The organism is Nitrospira sp. M1 (assembly GCF_965152605.1).
The window spans coordinates 304,165-322,567 of record NZ_OZ224217.1 but is presented as its reverse complement, the minus strand read 5'-3'; the positions used below and the strand labels follow the sequence as shown (position 1 = coordinate 322,567).

15 protein-coding genes are annotated in these 18,403 nt (G+C 45.9%); 12 read left to right on the top strand and 3 right to left on the bottom strand.

What is annotated here, in order from left to right; translation table 11 throughout:
• Positions 1 to 205: 205 nt before the first annotated feature.
• The 4 genes from ACWHX8_RS01505 (at position 206) to ACWHX8_RS01490 (ending at position 6,353) form a co-directional block, all read left to right on the top strand.
• Entirely contained in the window at positions 206 to 1,798 is a 1,593-nt protein-coding gene (locus tag ACWHX8_RS01505) for a S8 family peptidase (protein WP_447970206.1), read from the top strand.
• Positions 1,799 to 1,923: 125 nt separating this feature from the next.
• Positions 1,924 to 3,195, top strand: a complete 1,272-nt coding sequence (locus ACWHX8_RS01500; RefSeq protein WP_447970205.1) for a serine protease — start codon at positions 1,924 to 1,926, stop codon at positions 3,193 to 3,195.
• 125 nt (positions 3,196 to 3,320) lie between these two features.
• A complete protein-coding gene (locus tag ACWHX8_RS01495) occupies positions 3,321 to 4,562 on the top strand; it encodes a serpin family protein (RefSeq protein ID WP_447970204.1) in 1,242 nt (413 codons plus the stop codon).
• Between the two features lie 390 nt (positions 4,563 to 4,952).
• Complete coding sequence (locus ACWHX8_RS01490) at positions 4,953 to 6,353, top strand: sigma-54-dependent transcriptional regulator (RefSeq protein WP_447970203.1); 1,401 nt, start codon at positions 4,953 to 4,955, stop codon at positions 6,351 to 6,353.
• Between the two features lie 61 nt (positions 6,354 to 6,414).
• Here ACWHX8_RS01490 and ACWHX8_RS01485 read toward each other — a convergent pair whose 3' ends face one another.
• Positions 6,415 to 6,651 (bottom strand): toxin-antitoxin system HicB family antitoxin, encoded by a 237-nt coding sequence (locus ACWHX8_RS01485; RefSeq protein ID WP_447970202.1) that lies wholly within the window; start codon positions 6,649 to 6,651, stop codon positions 6,415 to 6,417.
• The gene (locus tag ACWHX8_RS01480) at positions 6,648 to 7,058 is read right to left on the bottom strand and encodes a putative toxin-antitoxin system toxin component, PIN family (RefSeq protein WP_447970201.1); all 411 of its coding nucleotides are present in this window, start codon (positions 7,056 to 7,058) and stop codon (positions 6,648 to 6,650) included. Before ACWHX8_RS01480 ends, ACWHX8_RS01485 begins: the two co-directional genes overlap by 4 nt.
• Before the next feature lie 528 nt (positions 7,059 to 7,586).
• Here ACWHX8_RS01480 and ACWHX8_RS01475 point away from each other — a divergent pair.
• The 7 genes from ACWHX8_RS01475 to ACWHX8_RS01445 all read left to right on the top strand — a co-directional run bounded on the left by ACWHX8_RS01475 (position 7,587) and on the right by ACWHX8_RS01445 (position 14,297).
• Positions 7,587 to 7,814: a hypothetical protein gene (locus tag ACWHX8_RS01475; protein ID WP_447970200.1), complete on the top strand. Its 228-nt coding sequence runs from the start codon at positions 7,587 to 7,589 to the stop codon at positions 7,812 to 7,814.
• A gap of 133 nt (positions 7,815 to 7,947) precedes the next feature.
• Positions 7,948 to 8,991, top strand: a complete 1,044-nt coding sequence (locus ACWHX8_RS01470; RefSeq protein WP_447970199.1) for a hypothetical protein — start codon at positions 7,948 to 7,950, stop codon at positions 8,989 to 8,991.
• Positions 8,992 to 9,036: 45 nt separating this feature from the next.
• Positions 9,037 to 10,785, top strand: coding sequence for a hypothetical protein (locus ACWHX8_RS01465; RefSeq protein ID WP_447970198.1), 1,749 nt, complete (start codon positions 9,037 to 9,039; stop codon positions 10,783 to 10,785).
• Between the two features lie 109 nt (positions 10,786 to 10,894).
• Positions 10,895 to 11,866: a hypothetical protein gene (locus ACWHX8_RS01460; protein WP_447970197.1), complete on the top strand. Its 972-nt coding sequence runs from the start codon at positions 10,895 to 10,897 to the stop codon at positions 11,864 to 11,866.
• 392 nt (positions 11,867 to 12,258) lie between these two features.
• On the top strand, positions 12,259 to 12,504 hold the full coding sequence (locus ACWHX8_RS01455) for a type II toxin-antitoxin system Phd/YefM family antitoxin (protein WP_447970196.1): 246 nt from the start codon (positions 12,259 to 12,261) through the stop codon (positions 12,502 to 12,504).
• A 214-nt stretch (positions 12,505 to 12,718) separates the two neighbouring features.
• The gene (locus tag ACWHX8_RS01450; protein WP_447970195.1) at positions 12,719 to 13,084 is read left to right on the top strand and encodes a hypothetical protein; all 366 of its coding nucleotides are present in this window, start codon (positions 12,719 to 12,721) and stop codon (positions 13,082 to 13,084) included.
• Positions 13,085 to 13,193: 109 nt separating this feature from the next.
• Entirely contained in the window at positions 13,194 to 14,297 is a 1,104-nt protein-coding gene (locus ACWHX8_RS01445) for a Fic family protein (protein ID WP_447970194.1), read from the top strand.
• A 309-nt stretch (positions 14,298 to 14,606) separates the two neighbouring features.
• Here the strand turns inward: ACWHX8_RS01445 and ACWHX8_RS01440 are convergent, their stop codons facing one another.
• Positions 14,607 to 15,971: an alpha/beta hydrolase gene (locus tag ACWHX8_RS01440; RefSeq protein ID WP_447970193.1), complete on the bottom strand. Its 1,365-nt coding sequence runs from the start codon at positions 15,969 to 15,971 to the stop codon at positions 14,607 to 14,609.
• 486 nt (positions 15,972 to 16,457) lie between these two features.
• Here ACWHX8_RS01440 and ACWHX8_RS01435 point away from each other — a divergent pair, with 486 nt between their 5' ends.
• On the top strand, positions 16,458 to 18,287 hold the full coding sequence (locus ACWHX8_RS01435; protein ID WP_447970192.1) for a C1 family peptidase: 1,830 nt from the start codon (positions 16,458 to 16,460) through the stop codon (positions 18,285 to 18,287).
• Positions 18,288 to 18,403: the final 116 nt, after the last annotated feature.

The following is an 18,403-nucleotide window of genomic DNA, read 5'->3' as shown; positions in this document are numbered from 1 at the left end:
TGTCCAAGCACACTGATGTGTATTTAGATTCGCTATAACGTATCTCTTTCGATACACATGTCTCAATGAAGAACTATTTCCAGCATCATGAGAATGATGTTTCCCTCTATTTTCCGGTATCTTCAGAGATTATCCAGTAGCCCCATCGAGATCATATCCTGGTCTTTTTTTTGCACTACTCAAAAAGAAAGGAGAGTGTTCGACTATGCCTAGCTTTCGATATGGAGGGAAGAAGGGGAAGAAATGTTCATTAACTGAGAGTGCCCGGCATGTCATTCTTCGGACGGAAGATCGAGGAAGGCTAGACCCGAACATGCTATCAAAAAAAGCCTGGAGCCTATTAGACAAACTTGAGCTGAATTTTCAACTTTCTGGATCGGGAGTTGAAGTGCATCACATTCGTGCAAAACGAGGAGTCAAGAAACTCTGTGCCCAAGTGAGGAATGCGTTTAAGACTCAAACCGATATCGAATTTGCGGGACGCGTCTTAGTGGATCGAAAGTCTAAAGTGCCCGTTATCTACACAGAAAATCTTTTCGTGACATTTCAAACCAATCAAAGCCAGCGATCGTGCACACGACTGTTACATGACTATGGACTCTCCATCAAACGAAAAGTTTCCTATACCGACAATGGCTATTTTGTCTCTGCACCGAAGGGTTGTGGGCAACAGGTTTTCTCCATTGCCGAAGAACTCTTACGGGAAGACGCTGTGGAGTACTGTCACCCAGAGTTAATTCGACAAGTTCAACGTCGTAGTGCGTTTCCAGAACAATGGCACCTGAAACCAACAACCATCGGCGGACACCGCATCAGCGCCCATGCGCACATTGAAAAAGCCTGGCAGATCACGGAAGGAAAAGACATCACCATTGCCGTGATTGACGACGGCTTTGATCTCACACATGAAGAATTCTCCGGTCGACATAAAATTGTCCATCCTTGGGATGCGACGAGAAAGGTTGAAGATCCGAGGCCTGGATCACGAGACAACCATGGGACACCATGCGCTGGAGTCGCCTGCGCCAATGGCCAGCATGGAGCCTCCGGTGTCGCGCCTCAAGCGAGACTTATGCCGATTCGACTCGATTCCGGTTCAGGGTCTCAAGACGAAGCTGAGGCCTTAGTCTGGGCTGCTGATCACGGAGCCGATATCATTTCGTGTAGCTGGGGTCCGGGAGACGCCGATTGGAGAAATGCGGAAGATCCAAAGCGAAAAACCGAACATCTACTCCCCGACTCCACTCGACTTGCTCTTGAATATGTCACCGAAAAGGGTCGAGGTGGCAAGGGATGTGTCGTCACATGGGCCGCCGGCAACGGGAACGAAAGCGTGGATAAAGACGGCTATGCCAGTAACGAACGTGTCATGGCCATTGCTGCGTGCAATGATCACAGTACACGCAGTGTCTACAGCGATTTTGGCAAGGCGATTTGGTGTTGCTTTCCAAGCAAGGACTACGCATCGACAGCACAGACACGAGGAATCTGGACGACGGATCGCTCAGGAGCTGCTGGCTATAATCCAGGTCGGAGTCGATTAGGGGATCGACAGGGATCCTATACCAACCGCTTCGGAGGAACATCAAGTTCATGTCCAGGCGTGGCAGGAATCGCGGCGTTGGTGTTATCGGTGAATCCAGATCTTACATGGAAAGACGTGAAGGATGTAATCAAAGATTCGAGCGACAAAATTGACCAGGCCAATGGGCACTATGATGCCTCCGGCCATAGCCAATTGTATGGCTATGGCAGAGTCAATGCACGGAAAGCTGTCAAGCTTGCACAGAAACGTTGAGGATGTATCACCTTGAGCTTGTCTGACGAGACGACAACCATAGAGGCTTATGTATTATTTTGACAAAGGCATGAAACAGGTCAGGCCTTTGTGCTTTTTTTCACCTGTAAAAAGGACACCATAGTATGAAACGCATGAATACCTTTTCTAAATGTACGTCACTGGCCGCAGCTATCGGATTAGTCATCTCATGTATGACCGTAGGCACTGAGCGGTTAGGCTGGACTGCTGAACCATCGATTGAAGGTCTGACTCAAGACGACACACAGCGCATCCAACGCATTCGTGAGCGAGCAAAGGCGTTCCAACGTCAACTAGGCGCACCCAAACCCAGAACAGGACTTCAACCCAGAATCGTGGGTGGGGAACCGGCAGAGCGTGGAGATTATCCATGGGCAGCTTCGATTGCCCTAGTACGACAAAATGGTTCGTTGTTCAGTTTTTGCGGTGGATCATTCATTACCCCTGAATGGGTCCTAACCGCCGCTCACTGTACCGTGCAGGTCGGCCACAAAGTCATCCTGGGACGTCTGAATCTTCAAGAAAGCGGTGGAGAAGTGCATGATGTGATTCAAGTGATTAATCATGCAGATTATGATTCAAATACCAGTGATTCCGACATTGCCTTAGTTAAACTTGCTAACCCTTCTGCACAACCGCCGATTTCGTTGATTGGTGAAAACGGCGACCTAGCAGCACCTGGAAAGCCTTACACGGTTGTCGGATGGGGCCTGCTCGAAGAGGGAGGCATGGCGTCTGATGACCTCATGGAAGTCACGTTGCCTATCGTGTCCAATACAAATTGCCAAGCCCAATATGATGGCACAGGTGTCACGATTACGGAAAATATGTTGTGCGCCGCCGAGCTCAACAAAGATTCCTGCCAAGGCGATAGCGGAGGACCGGGCATGGTTGTGGACAGCGCGGAAGATACGGATCGCTTAGCCGGCGTGGTGAGTTTCGGCATTGGATGTGCTAGACCTGAGTTTCCCGGTGTCTATACGCGCGTGTCGAATTTCATTCGTTGGATTGATGGCCATATCGGCAATGGGACCATGCCGGAACCAGATTCAAACACGATTCCTATCAGTCCTCCGTTAACACAAGGATCTATCGCGACCCCAGGAACCGAGAACATGTTTGATTTCACTGTTGAGAAGGCCGGGTCCTATACTATAGAAACACGAGGAGAGACCGCATCGGTCGATACCGTCATGTCCCTATTTGGACCGGATAGTCAGACGACCCTCGTCCAAGAGAACGACGATATTGATGCGAACACGCGCGATTCAAGGATCACGACCGATCTCGTACCAGGCACCTATCATGTTCGAATCAAGCTCTATCACGATACACAAGTCGGTAACTACAAGATTTTTGTGCAAACCAACGAATAACGATCTTGTTGATTTCGACTCATGACCGATCATGACCTCCGAGAGAAGTCTCTCGGAGGTCATGGCCGTCTTAGCACATGCCTCATCATTTGAAATTGAGTCAGAGAAATGAAAGGGGCAATGCCATGCAGAAATGGCAAAAATTTTCTCTTCTCTTGCTCATAACCACATGTCTCTTAGGAACGCCTTCTCTGACCGAAGCCAGGCAAACGAAAGCACTCCAAGACATGACGACAATGCATAACACGTTTGCAATGAAACTCTTTAATACGCTTGCAGATCAGCAATTAGACAATATCATTCTTACCCCCTATAGCACCTCAGCTGCACTGTCCATGGCGTATATTGGCTCCAGAGGCAAAACACGCGCACAAATATCACAGGTTTTTGGATGGCCGCTTGATCCAAGGGAAACGCCACACGACATGCTTGAACTTCGAAAAGTCCTCAATACTGTAAACATAATTGAAGGGATTGATCTGAATATCGCGAGCGGGATATGGGTTGATCATTCCCTTAACCTTCTTCAAGACTTTATCAAACAGTCGCAAGAACTTTACCAGGCTTCCCCCAATTCCGTAGATTTCCAGAAGAGTACGGACATCTCACGGCAAACCATTAATCAATGGGTGGAACACAAAACCAATGAGCGAATACCCGATCTCATTCCCCCAGGAAACTTAGACGCCCTGACCCGTTTGCTACTTGTCACGGCAACTCATTACCAAGGACTCTGGACAAGTCCATTTAAAAAAAATAAGACGCAACAATCTCAATTCTGGCTTTCTCCTACGCTGTCAACCAATGTTCCCCTTATGACCCAACAACATCGCTTTCCATACGCTGACACAAACTCGATGCAAATCCTTGAACTCCCCTACGTTGGGAATCGTCTTTCAATGATCTTCTTCCTCCCAAAGCAGGGTGAAGGACTGACAGAACAAAAAAATCCTTTCAAAAACCCTAATCTTGGAAAACTGCTTGCATCACTGAAACCACGAAACGTCAAAGCGTCTATTCCTCGATTTCACCTGAGCGTTGGGCTTGATCTTCGTCAAACGCTCGCCTCACTAGGTATGCCACTCGCCTTCGACCAGCAAGCGGACTTTTCTGGACTGAGCGATTCTGAGGATTTACATCTTGCGGCCGTGTTTCATCAAAGCTTCCTAGAAGTCAACGAAGAAGGTACCGAAGCCGCAGGATCAACCGGAGTCGCGATGGAAGGCCGAAGTCTCCAAGTCCCTCAGCCGGTGGTGTTCCGAGCCGATCATCCATTCTTCTTCGTAATCCGAGAGAATCAAACAGGCATCATCCTGTTTTTAGGAAAAGTGAGTAACCCAACCGCTTCGCTCTCCTCACTAGAGTAATATGCCCACCCTACACGTTCGAACAATGAGCCCATTAATCAGACTCTGTTCGCCACATCTGCAAAATACACACAATTTCTAACGTACGGTACGACTTTCAATGTATCGAAATGGATACACTTTGTATCTATTTCGATACGTACCGTTTGAGGTATATAGCCGTTTCAAATAACTTCCACATGCTTGAAGTGAGTAATCGCGCGGGGTTAGTTGATCGACCTCAGCTGGAACGTATTTGGATTCGCTATACTCTTTGGACTCTTCAATACCACACCCAGATACGTCACACCTTTATTAACACGTTCGAAGAATCTTCCTTACTGCTCACGACAGAATTCTGCGGTCTCATACTTGCTTTTACCTTTTGATATCAACCAAGGAAGGTGATGAGTGCGTACCCCCCAAGCAGAAACCTATGGCCAACCGAACCCTCAGTTGCTTATCCTGGAACAGAACAAACAACTTCATCGACATCTAAAACACGAGTCGCAGCGCTACAATATCACAATTGCTCATAACCTCCACCAGGCAGTACGTAACGGTATGCTCCATAATGGAAGTCGTCCTGATTTGGTCGTTATTGATGTCTCACATACACGTGCATTGCGTGGGCTTGCACTCGGGAAAGAACTCCGCGCATACGACCAGACTATTCCACTTCTGCTCATCACACGAGAAAGTTCCGAAGACCTTGCACTGGCTGCACTACGAACAGGCATCAACGATTACATCAAAGAGCCCTTCACCCATGAAGAATTTTCAGAGCGTGTCACATACTGGCTTAATCAAGGTTCTATTCAATATCTTGTGAAGCAAGAAAAAAAACCACAGGATATCGATGTGCTAGCCCACATTCTCGTCGGAACATCAGCAGCCATTCAAGCTGTCCGTGCCGACATTGCAAGGATTGCATGGACACAGAGCAATGTCCTGATCACTGGAGAGACCGGAACCGGTAAAGAAGTCGTTGCGCGAGCCATTCATCGGAACAGCGATCGCCACAATGGAGCTTTTGTGAGCATAAATTGCGCTGCCATTCCAGAAACATTGCTGGAAAGCGAACTGTTTGGCCATGAACAAGGCGCTTTTACGGGAGCGACTCGCAGTAATCAAGGGAAACTGGAACAAGCACAAGATGGGACAATTCTGTTTGATGAAATCGGAGATATGGAGCTCTCGGCACAAGCCAAGGTCCTACGAGCCATAGAAGAGCGGCAAGTGCAACGACTCGGTGGCCGGGATACGCATCAACTCAATATCCGCGTGCTCGCTGCAACCAATCAGGACTTAGAGCAGGCTATGAGTCAAAAGCAGTTTCGATCTGATCTATTCTATCGGTTGAATGTTGCGAGAATTCACTTGCCACCTCTGTGTGAACGGAAAGAAGACATCCCTGCTCTGGCCGAACACTTCATTCGAGAATTCAATCAAAAATTTCATAGAGAAGTCCAAGGGTTTACAGAAGAAGCGCTCAATACGCTACTGCAGTATTCATGGCCCGGCAACATCAGAGAACTGAGAAACCTTATAGAAGCATCATTCATTCATCTGCCAACGCCAACCACAAGACGCATGGACCTTCCGCCTCAGTTTCAAACGAAAGCCAAAGAATGCGAATCACTCCCCCAGAATGAACGTGATCTCATTTTATCTACGCTACTCAGCACAAAATGGAGCCGAACCAAAGCTGCCAAGAAACTCCAATGGTCCCGCATGACGCTTTATAGAAAAATGCTCAAGTACAAGGTCACGAATCGATGCGGCAAAGACTTGAAAACTTATAGCAATTAGGCATTCGTGATCATTGGGTTACGTACAAACGGCACACCAGACTAACAGTAGCATTTCCTCTTCACCGTTCATCTCCAGGAAGCGGACGACGATCTGGAACCTGAGCCAGGATTCTTTTGAAATCTTTTCTCTTCCCTCGTGTTGCCCGGCTCTTTAAATAATCGTCGGTCATGATTGCAGATATTTTCTCAGTGACAGCCGAAGAAATAAACTGATTGATCGACACACCTTCTTTTTTTGCTACCTCTTTGATATGCCTATGAATTGAATCGGGTAAGCGTAGGTTTAACGCGCTCATGCAAGTTCCTCCATTAATGTTTTCGGAGTAATGGCTCTTACTCCAAAACGACGAATATCTCGAAAGTCTTTCATATTGTGAGTCACAATCGTTTCTGTCTGAGAAGACACCGCCAACTCTAAGATATGATCATCTTTCGGATCTTTCAAATACGGACGCCATAAGAAAAATATTTTGTGGTGCTCACTCACATGGCAAAAATAGTCGAGTAATTGTTCAATTTCCCGAACCGTTAACTTCAATGTTGCCCTACTTCTCTTTAAGATTTCTTCATATTCAAACAGGAGTGCCGTTGAAAGACTAATAGTGACTATCCCTTGTTCAATATATCGGAGAATTTGATAGGAGGCTCCGCGTGAAGAATACAATCCAGCATAAACAACATTGGTGTCCAAAACTATTTTCATTTTAAAATGGTACTACATATAGCACCGTTAGTCAATTATTACAGTAGCCCAAGAAAGACCCATGGCAAGCTCTGGGCGCTGAGGAATTCAGCCCATTAGTGCATCCCCCTCTGTAACATTTCGTAACAATATGACAGAATTCTGTCACAAATTTTGTTACACATCTTTACCCATTCAGAACAACTATTTCACAACCCACCTCTTCAACCACTTGAAGGCTCAAAAGCACCATGGATAGCGCGATTGAAATAGTCGTCGATGGTTTTCTAAACATACTGAGCCACAAGCCCAGCGCACGTTTCGTATACCAGAACACTAAAGACTCGTCACAACTCCTGTTACATATTCCCTATATCTTTCCGAGCAACTTAGGTCAAAAACTCTCTGAACCTGAATCCTTTCAAGCACTTCTATCTAAAGAAGGCTCGCTCGTTCTTTTGCACATCAATCTTGCACCATCTGTTTCATTAGAAATACCACATTAATAAAAAGATACGAGGGCCATGCGATAACGCACGATGGATGGTTATGCCCAATAACGAAGAAGAATCTGTCCAAAGAAATGACATACCGGTCATCTACGTGGATGCCTTTCGAATCGGGTACGACGCATACAAATTTATCTTGGATTTAGGCGCTTACTGTCCAACCATTAAACAGTCGATGTATCAGGTACGCGTCAGCATGGCCCCAGCCACCTTCAAACTATTTCTCAAAGAAGCTACTCAAGCACGAGAGAATTACAAAACGACATGAGCCGATTCACATTACGAATAAATCATGACAACACGACAATATTTCAACTTGAATCATTTTCGTTCAAGGATGACCAATGAATAATCGACAAACACAAACCCACATGCCCCGACAAAACACAAAGGAGGATTGCATGATAAAAATGGCCTTAATTTCCTGTTGTGCACTGACACTCATCTTTATGTCTAGTCCATCATCAGCATCCTCAACACATGATTTTTCAGTGCCAGATATTGAAAATTACCTCCAACTCATCAAGGACCTCAAAACCCCTACAACAAAGCTAGATGAATACCTCAAGGAAAAATCTAAACAGATCGACAGCGTAGCCCCAGGCGGTGGAGGAACGGTTAAACTCAATGTGAAGATCGATGGCTTTACCCCACCAAGCGGAGCCACCGTCGATGAACTCAAAAGTGATATCGTTCAGCTGTTAAATCAAGCGCTAGACCCTGCCGTTCCCCTCTGGGAAGAGGTTACCATCACGCCTGCACCCGCAGGAGGAAAGCCCAACAAATTTTCGCTTACTCCTTCAGACGGGACCTTAGCGTATAAGCTTTGGAAAACCTACACGACGCCTGGGGCTAAAGCTCCGTCTAACGAAGAAAAAACTCATCTGAATAGATTACTCATCGAAGGAGAGAAACACATTGTCCTTAAAACCCAGGAAACGGACATCTGCGTGTCGTACAGAAAAAATCCAGACAAGGAAGGGGAAAACATCGGCGATAGTATTTTGGGATTAGATCAAGCTTCGGCGGGCAACATCACCACCTATTCGTTGTTGCGATACAACTTGGCCGACAAGAAGTCTTCCTTTAACGATCAAGCCGCAGGCTTCGGCCTTGCGCTACGATGGTACACGGAAGCTCAACTGGCAAAAGCAAATACCACGAAAATTTCTGATGTCCCAACCGCATGCCGCGCGACGACCAGAGATATCGTTGACTACTTCAATCCGGAAAAAGGGTTGCCCAAGATCGCCCCCCTCTTTTCGGTGGCTCCAACCATCTTCGTCTCACAGGACAAAGACGATAGTATGTTGACGGTCCAACCCGCCCTTACGATTGGGATCTTGAATGATTTTATCTCCATGGGAGTGGGGTACAACTTATCAGGGCCCGATGCGGGTGAATGGTTTATTCTCGCCGGCCCAAGCATCGGCTTTAGTTTTTAATGCAACGCGTATTGTCAAAATTTTTGACGCCAAGGAGATCAAGAAATGGGCAGCTTTAGGCACGGGCCGTTCAACACCATCACCATCCCGGCATTGAACCTCACGAAAGATCGGTTATTAACCGTATTGCTCTTATTCCTGATTTTTCAAATGACTGCCTGCAGTGAAACGCTCCGTCACTCTGGAATCCTCGAACAGCACGCTATTATCGTGGATAAAGCGGGGACGCCATTTCTGCCCATCGAACCCTCCACTTGCCGGCCTATCGCATCGACCTCTTGCGAGGATGCCAGAAACTGGTCCACACATGAAGACGAGACCTACTTGACCAATGCCTATGATCAATATACCGATCAGCTCATCAAATCAATGAAAGTTCATTTTTCGCACAAGACAACACGCAAGATCCTATTATATATCCATGGTGGACTCAACAAATGGGAAGACAGTAATGAAAGAGCTGGTAAGCTTGCAGAGCAAATCAAAGCAGATTCAAATGATGACTATTATCCAATATTTGTCAATTGGGATTCGGCCCTCTTCAGTAGCTATGGAGAACATCTCACGAGTGTTCGGCAGGGGAAAACCGACCGCTGGGCCTGGCTCTCCTCCCCAACCTACCTTGCCACAGATCTAGGACGAGGAATTCTTCGTGCACCCATGGTTTGGTGGTCGCTCATCGCCAACGACTTAACATCCTGGCCATCCGACAAAGACAACTGGTTTTTTAATTTTTTCGATCTAGCTAAAGCCGAACGTGACGCAAATACAATTGCTAAAACGCTAACAACTGAGAAATTCCCATTCTGGCTCGGGCGCCAAGTGGATTCACTATTTTGGAAAGACCGCATATGGGGGTCATTTACCACTGCCGCAACCTATCCCTTCAAGTTTTTTTCTTCTCCCTGGATTGATGCGTTGGGGAAAAGCGCATGGGAAAACATGCTTCGCCGGACCGATCTTCTTTTACACACTGAAAATGAATTTCAGACCGACCCAGCTCATTCAAAAATGATTCAAGCTGCACTCTCCTCAAGTCCAAACGCTCTAACCATTTCCCATTCTCATCCCGCAGAATTTTCCACGAGAATTCAGGCTTGTAAAGCCATTGCCGAACAGAAGCAAGGATTAACTCAAGTCAAACAGGGTGGAGCTCTTTCGATATTCTTGAGAAAACTCGCTGAAAGCATTCTTCAAGAAAATTATTCTAAATGGTCGATCACCTTGGTTGGGCATAGTATGGGAGCAATCATTGTCAACCATATTCTTCGTGATTTTGGATCCTGTCTTCCAATTGACAACATCGTTTTTATGGCGGCCGCATCAACCACCAATAATTATAAGGACAGCATATTCCCGTTTATGGAACAACGTCAAAAAGAAAATCTAAAACAAGGAACTACCATGCCGAGAGTATATCATCTCATGCTACATGAGCTTGCTGAAACGAGTGAGACGAATTTTGGGAATCTTCCACCAACTGGCTCCCTGCTTGTATGGATTGACAACTTTCTCTCAACTCCCAATACGCCTATGGATCGGACTTCTGGACGTTTCACGAACTTCATGCTCTCTCTCCACACAACCCCTGATGCAATCAGACCTTACATTTCAATCAAACGTTTTCCGGGAGGAGGCAGCAGTATGGGAGGGCCACGCGACGGCATACCCCAAAATCACAGTGACTTTTCAGGAAGATTTCGATTTTGGAACGAACAATGTTGGAAAGTACCTACAGGTAGTACACCAGACAAGAAACTCGAGAATGAGAGAAAGAAAAACTGTTTTTATTGAAATATTTGGTCAGCACATCTCAGCAATATCGAACTAATTCCTTTTAAAATAAGTCTGCAAAGTTGGTCATATTACTCAAACAATCTAAGATAGTAAAGGTGTACTTCTATTGAGAAACACGTCATATTTCCTGAGTTTTTTACGAAATTTCTGCTTCACATCGACACTTCTGATTTTGGTGCTCTCTTATACCAATGTTCAAGCAGAAATTACTCCGAAAATACAAGAAGGATTAGCGCAAGCAAGACTAATAGTTGGGCATAATGAAACACTGATTCAAGAAAAAAGCCATTTATTAAAGCTAATGCAAAGTTCAGCAAAGTCAAAAAGAAATATCTTCATACAAAAGCGTAAAGTTCAAGAAGCACAGGAAAGTCTAGAAAATGCAGTCCGTTTATTTTCGTTCACCGGAGATGTTAAGACAGCTGTAGTAAATGCCAAAACTCTTCTCTATTGGAAACAAAGATATGATGAATCTTCTGGAGATTCGTCTTTTCAAGACTTCATAACTAAAGAAATGAAGCAAACTCTTCAACAAATCAAGAAGCTCTCAATAAAGGAACAGTTAGAAAACGAAGCTGACGCAAGGTTTAGTGGATTTGGTTTTGGAGTGGCTATTGGGGTTACCATCAAAGCTGGCGCAAGAGATCGAATTCAATCTGCAGCTTTGGATGCGAACGGTATCGTACGCGTGGATAGAGATAATAATACAACTGCCAATTTCCTTCTAGAGTCACACTATTTTTTTACACCCAAAATGGAGTTCTGTTGTGGATTAGGTCAAGGAGATTGGGGAGTTGGACCCTTTGTAGGCGTGCGGCCAGGAACTGACAACATTATTGAGGCCGTAGGAGCGGGAATAATGGTGGGATTCAAACGAGCCAATATTGTAGCCTCTGACATTGCTACTCAGCGAGGGGATAGTTTTAACTTGGGTCTTGGTGTGATGGTCAACCCTAATGCCAAGGTTCTTGGCGATGGCATTCGAAAAGATCAGCCTTTGCCTACCGGTGAAAGTGATGTTCGTTTCAAGACTACAACGGAATTAGGCTGGCTTGCGGTTTTTTCATATTCTTTTTGACTCATAGGCCACGCATAGTAAATTCCAAAAAACTGGAATTAAGAAAGGCTTATCATTCCTCTGAGCAATAATTTTATTTTTTTCACTTGTATAAGAGACGGCAACTTACAGATTATAGGATCAGACATGAAATTTGATATTTTAGAGCAACAATGGGGTCTGGCATGAGAACAGACTGTTTGCCCACACCTTCTGGATAAACAGGAAGTAGTCTGAAGAACTAAGGTACCTGCTTAATACGATGCCTGTCAAAAATACTCTCGAGCGTTGAGTGCCATACGCATGCCTAATAAACCCAGCCCTTAAACCCAACGTGTTTCCTTTGTCACAAAAAAAATATCTGTTTGAAACATTGACTTGGCCATAAATGACCAGTCAGTTACACTATTCACATGAGAGAAATTCAGGCTTCTGAGCTTAAAGCCAAATGTCTGGCTATTTTAGATGAGGTGGCCCAACAGGGTGAGTCCATCACCATTCTGAAACGGGGAAAACCCGTTGCCCAATTGATCCCTCCCACTCCTCGCCTTCATCAATTTTCTCAGCACGCACTCATGGGCACAGTCTCGATTCTCGATGATGTTATTTCCCCAACCCTTCCCTCCCACGAATGGGAAGCGGAGGCGGATCTTTCCTAATGAAAGTCATTTTGGACATGCATTAGACTTTAGGGTCAGACATGAATATTGACAATTTACACAATATCAAAAATAAGTACTATTATTACATGGTTATCCACCAAATCTCACAAAAGAACAAACCGTGCTATAATGATTTTGTATATAGAGGTAGCATATTGAATGAACCCTAGCCTGGATGTTCATGCATAAAGAGAAAGTAGATAACGTAATCATGACGAGTTTTTTGCTATTTGCACTCCTTACAGGACATATCGATCTGACCATCGGCCAAACTACCAATACGACCAAACACCCCACCATTCCGCACATGATGGAAGTTAACAATTCCAGCGCACCCCCTAAATCTTCAGACTCCCAAGCACCTCCGACAATCAAAGGATCTGAACAACCAACAACTGAAGTTCCGTATGGCGAAATATTCAATAAGCAAAGTGAAAAGTTACCGTTCTATCTAAGTCCTGAATTTGGTGGTTTGGATGGAAGCGATCATCGGCGCGAGATTCAACCCAATGCCGCTGGCCAACGGCTGGACATGGATCAATATAACAGGCAGGTTCGTCCACCAGTTGGACAATGAATAAATCCAAATAAGGCTACTGTAGAAACAAGAATTATGAGCCGAATAATATGGTTATTCGGCTCATTTTTTTATTGATTGTGAGCCAATTACATGATTTAATCATCTCATGTCATATAACTGGGAACAAAAGGACTGGCCTGAGTTTCAGTATGACCTTACAGGCATTGAGGACGTACTGCTCGCTTTTGCCGAAAAAACTGGCCTGGCCAGTGGCATTCTGAAAGCTCTGCCGGAGGATATGCGAACGGAGGCAGTCATTGAAATGATGGCGTCCGAAGCCGTCAAGACATCAGAGATTGAAGGTGAAATTCTGAGCCGCAAGGATGTGATGTCTTCCATCCGCAAGAATCTGGGCTTGGGCGATTCTGTGGGTCAGGTTCCCGATAAACGGGCGGAAGGTGCTGCCCGTCTCATGATCGATGTGCGGGATAGCTTTGCGGAACCGTTGACGAAGGAAAAACTTTTTTCCTGGCACTGGATGGTTATGACGAGTAGCCGCGGGATTATGGCTGGTGCATGGCGCACTCATTCCGAACGCATGCAGGTTATATCCGGTCCTATCGGAAAAGAGAAAGTGCATTTTGAAGCCCCGCCTTCCAACCGGGTACCGAAAGAAATGACGCGGTTTATTCGGTGGTTTAATACCACAGGTCCAGGGGGAAAAGCGGACCTTAAAAATCCTTTAGTGCGGGCGGCCATATGTCATCTGTATTTCGAATCGATTCATCCGTTCGAAGATGGGAACGGAAGAATAGGGAGGGCCCTGTCCGAAAAAGCATTATCTCAGGGGGTCGGCCGACCTGTCGTGTTAAGCTTATCACGGGTGATCGAAGCTCACCGCAAGCAGTATTATGCCGCTTTACAAAAGGGCCAACTGGGTAATGAGATTACGGAATGGGTAAACTGGTTCGCCAATGTCGTATTTGAGGCGCAGAACCAGGCAGAAGAACACATCGAATTTACATTGAAAAAGACCAAACTTTTTGACCGGTTTAAGACTCAACTCAATGAACGACAATTAAAAGTTTTGCGGCGGATGCTCGAAGAAGGGCCGAACGGATTTGAAGGTGGGATGAATGCAAAAAAATACATGGCGATTACGGATACGTCGAAAGCAACAGCAACGCGTGATCTTCAGGATCTCGTAGACAAAGATGTTTTTAATCCCATTGGCGGAGGACGGAGTACACGATATGCGGTCAAGCTATGACCGTTTACGGAATGTACTTTTAACGGTGCATGAATTTCCGTGTTCGTCTCGCGCGCTGGGATAGGGAGCAGAAATCGAAGTACCGTCTTTTAAGACATCAATGACCTGTTGAAGCAACTTCTTTTTCATTCGTAAAAGATGGGTACGTTCTGTGGCTGATAGCCGTTTCTTATATGCGTAATTGATATTCTCTAAGAGTTGTTGACTTTCCATTCAAACCAAAAATTTTTATTGCAGTAGAAAATAAAGATTCTATATATGAAATACCCATCTATATGAGATCCTCAATGCGAATACGCCGCCCCTAAGTTAAGGCCTACTTGATACTTTAGCTGAAATCACCTTCCACAACATGGTTCCCATTTCTTTTCGATATATGTCGCTGTGCGCGAGGCCGCCTGATCCATAGGCATTGTATTTAATGAGGTCATCTGCGTCGATATACGTTTTGTGTTTCTGGCTCGCAGTTGGCAGATTCACGGTCCCGTCACTTGAAGTTTTAACGCAGTCAAATTCTGACTTTTCTTTCTTGCTACAGTAATCGGCATACGTGGTGTCGTTTCCGACAAACGGCACGTACGATTTATTATCCATGGCTTCATCATATTTCGAAGCCGTCAACACGACATGCTGCGCGTTCTTACAGCTTTCCGGGTAGAAGATTCCCTCTCTCCCTTTATCCTCATAATAGCGATTCATGGAATAGGCCCCTTGCAGACTGATCAAGAGTGGGATCGTGTTGCGAGGCAATAACGCATCTCCCAGCTTTTTAACAATTGCCGGCCCCATGCAGACTCCCATACTGGAGACACGTGCGCCAAAGCTATGGCCAAGTACGACAACAGGAATATCCTTCGGTAACTCCTGCAAGGTATCGTGCAACAGGACGCCAAGCCACCCGAACCCGATTTCATCGGCATCATCGGCTTTGTTCCCATAGCTAAACAGCGTGACAATCGGCGTAATCCAATCGGCGGCCCATTTACTCGGCCACGTAATCCCGATGAACATTGGCTTGAAGTCCTCGGCTCCCGCAGCATCCGCCGCCAATCGTACATTTTTCGCAACCGAATTAAAATTCCGAACAGCTTCTTCTTGATCCGTATTCCATCCCATCATACCAACGACGATATGCGTATATGGATAGTCTTGGATCTTGTTGTGAATATCCTGTTTGAGTAGATCAAGAGCATTCCAACTTTCGGCATAGGCCTTCTTGGGAGCAACCTCTCGCGCTTCGTGTGGTTGGCAAAATTGGATATGCGTGTCTGGATCATCGACTCGATAGTAGGCGTTATAATGGACGCAAGACTTCAACCCATGCTGATCACCAAAGTTTTCGAGAATATGGGAGATATACAACAACTTGTCATCTTCGCCAATCCTGGCAATATGCTTTCCAATCTTTTTTCCTGCATTGGGAATGACCACCGTATTCACATCCCCATCTGTTGAGATTAATTCCTTGGGACTCTTTTCTATGCCGATGATGTATCCAGGGAAATTAAGGCTAATTTCCGATGGATAGTAGAGGGCTGAATGAAACCAAATGGGAGTACGTTCCCACGTGCCAAGATCATTCTCACCTTTTCCTAATGTGCGGATGTTGTTTGACGCACAAGCCGATAAGGCCAACAAGAGGATAACCGTAATCATTCGAATCGCCAATTTCATATATTCCTCACTTTGGTAACGAGAATAATTTGCACGTCTTCTACACACACGAACATGGTATATCTACGATTATCGAGCACATCCAATGCTGCAGTCGCACAAACTATTCATGATATATCACTCACCGAAATAATAGTGAAGCAGCAGTGTGAAAACCACGCAAGCCTCATATACGGGAACGCGCCTTCATAGTCTGTATCTTTTTCGATACCATTTATTATCCCATCCGATACATGATCAACCGAAAGATTTATGCACTGGACACGTTAGTCGTTCACCTATTGACGGAAACCTATCAAAAATGATCAGATTTCGCATCAAAAAATCTCAAAAAGCTCACGACCACTAATAGATTGATTGGTGTAACATCTATTTTGCATCCCCATCTGACAGAAGATCCAAACGAGCATTGGATGTGTTAATGCCTGATTCTCTCTCATCTTCATGTTTGAATGTGTTCACCCCCCTCTACACCATGGAGTCTCTATGCCTAATTACAAACGACTGAAGAATGTTCTGCAGGATGTTCCCGATGCCCGAGACTGGCTCTATCAACCCGCGTTAATCCCACTCAAACAGTCAGTTGATGCGCCTAAGGGGCTCTATATTCTGGATCAGAAAAGCGAAGGGGCTTGCACAGGATTTGCCATTGCCGCCGCGATTAACTATTTGAACCCTCTCGAAAACCGGAATTACCGCGTCAGCCCCCGCATGCTCTATGAAATGGCCAAACGGCATGATGAATGGCCTGGAGAGTTATACGATGGTTCAAGTATCCGTGGAGCGATTCAGGGCTGGAAACACATGGGAGTTTGCTCGGAAGAATTCTGGCCGTACCGCGTCGGAAAGAAACACCGAGGAGACCTCACCATCGAACGCGCCAAAGACGCGCGCAACAACACGGTTGGGGCCTACTACCGCGTCCAGCCAAAAATCTCACATTTTCATGCCGCGCTCAATGAAACAGGCATCATTGCCGTATCGGCCAAGGTTCATCGCGGATGGGATAATCCCAAAACCGGAATCATTGCGCACCATGAAAAGCCTGAGGGCGGACATGCCTTTGTTATCGTTGGCTACAACGACCAAGGCTTCTGGGTTCAAAACTCGTGGGGAACGAAGTGGGGACAAGACGGCATTGCGCTCTGGACCTACGAAGACTGGATTACGAACATCATGGACGCGTGGGTTTTCCGTCTAGCCCTTCCAACACCCCAAATATTTGACCTTAAGCCGGAAACCGCAATATTAACGGCTAAGCAAGAGCAAAAGGTCGAAGCCTCACCCACGCCGCGTTCACACATTGCCGGCCATTTTGTTCATGTCGATGACGGGCACTACAGCACATCAGGACGCTATTGGAGTACCCCTGAAGACGTCGAACAAACGGCCGAATTGGTGGGAAAGAGCACGAAATACCAACATCTGCTGTTTTATATGCATGGTGGCCTTAATTCACCAAAGGCTTCAGCCAATCGCATTGCCGCCTTAAAAGAACGGTTTAAAAGTAATGGGGTTTACCCGTTTCACATTATGTATGACACCGGTCTGGTGGAGGAACTCAAAGACTTAATTCTCCGAAAGGAGAATGAAGCCTCCGACCGGGTCGGCGGCTTGAGTGATTGGACCGATCGCTTCATCGAAGGCGTGGTTCGGCGACCGGGCACTCTCTTATGGGAAGAAATGAAACAAGACGCACATGATGCCTTCGCTCCCCACGGTGCAGGAACCGACGCCGTGAATCGATTCACCAAACATATCAAGCGATCAACAAGAACCAAAAAAATCCATCTTATTGGGCACAGCACAGGAGCAATCGTGATTGCCCATCTGCTTCACACACTCAGACGCTATCAGCTCAAAGTTGAAACCTGCACATTACTTGCTCCGGCTTGCTCCGTCGATTTATATCACTCGCATTACTTGCCCGTCATTGAAGGCAAAACCACATTACAAATCAAAGATCTCACGATCTACAACTTAAAGGACGAACTAGAGCAAGACGACCAAGTGGCCAGAATCTACCGAAAGTCCCTTCTCTATCTCGTGTCGAATGCGCTCGAACGCCGGCCCAACCCTCCTCTACCGGACCTCAAGGCAAAGCCACTACTCGGCATGCAAATTTTTAAGAAACTGGTCAAGACCGTGAGATCGAAACCCCAGTTCATCTATTCGAATGGAGTGGATGGCAGGAGGACCCGAAGTACGACACATGGAGGATTTGATAACGACATCTATACCATGAACCACGTCCTAGAACGCATGTTAGGCAAAAAACCATCAGACCCCTTCACATCGGAGGATTTGGATTACTAGGGCGCTTGTGATCCAAAATTCAATTTGCCTTCATCTACTCACAACCATGTGGCATTTCAATGACCATGGAACTCTCAACTATCGCGCCCTAGGCTAGAACACGTGTAATCCACATT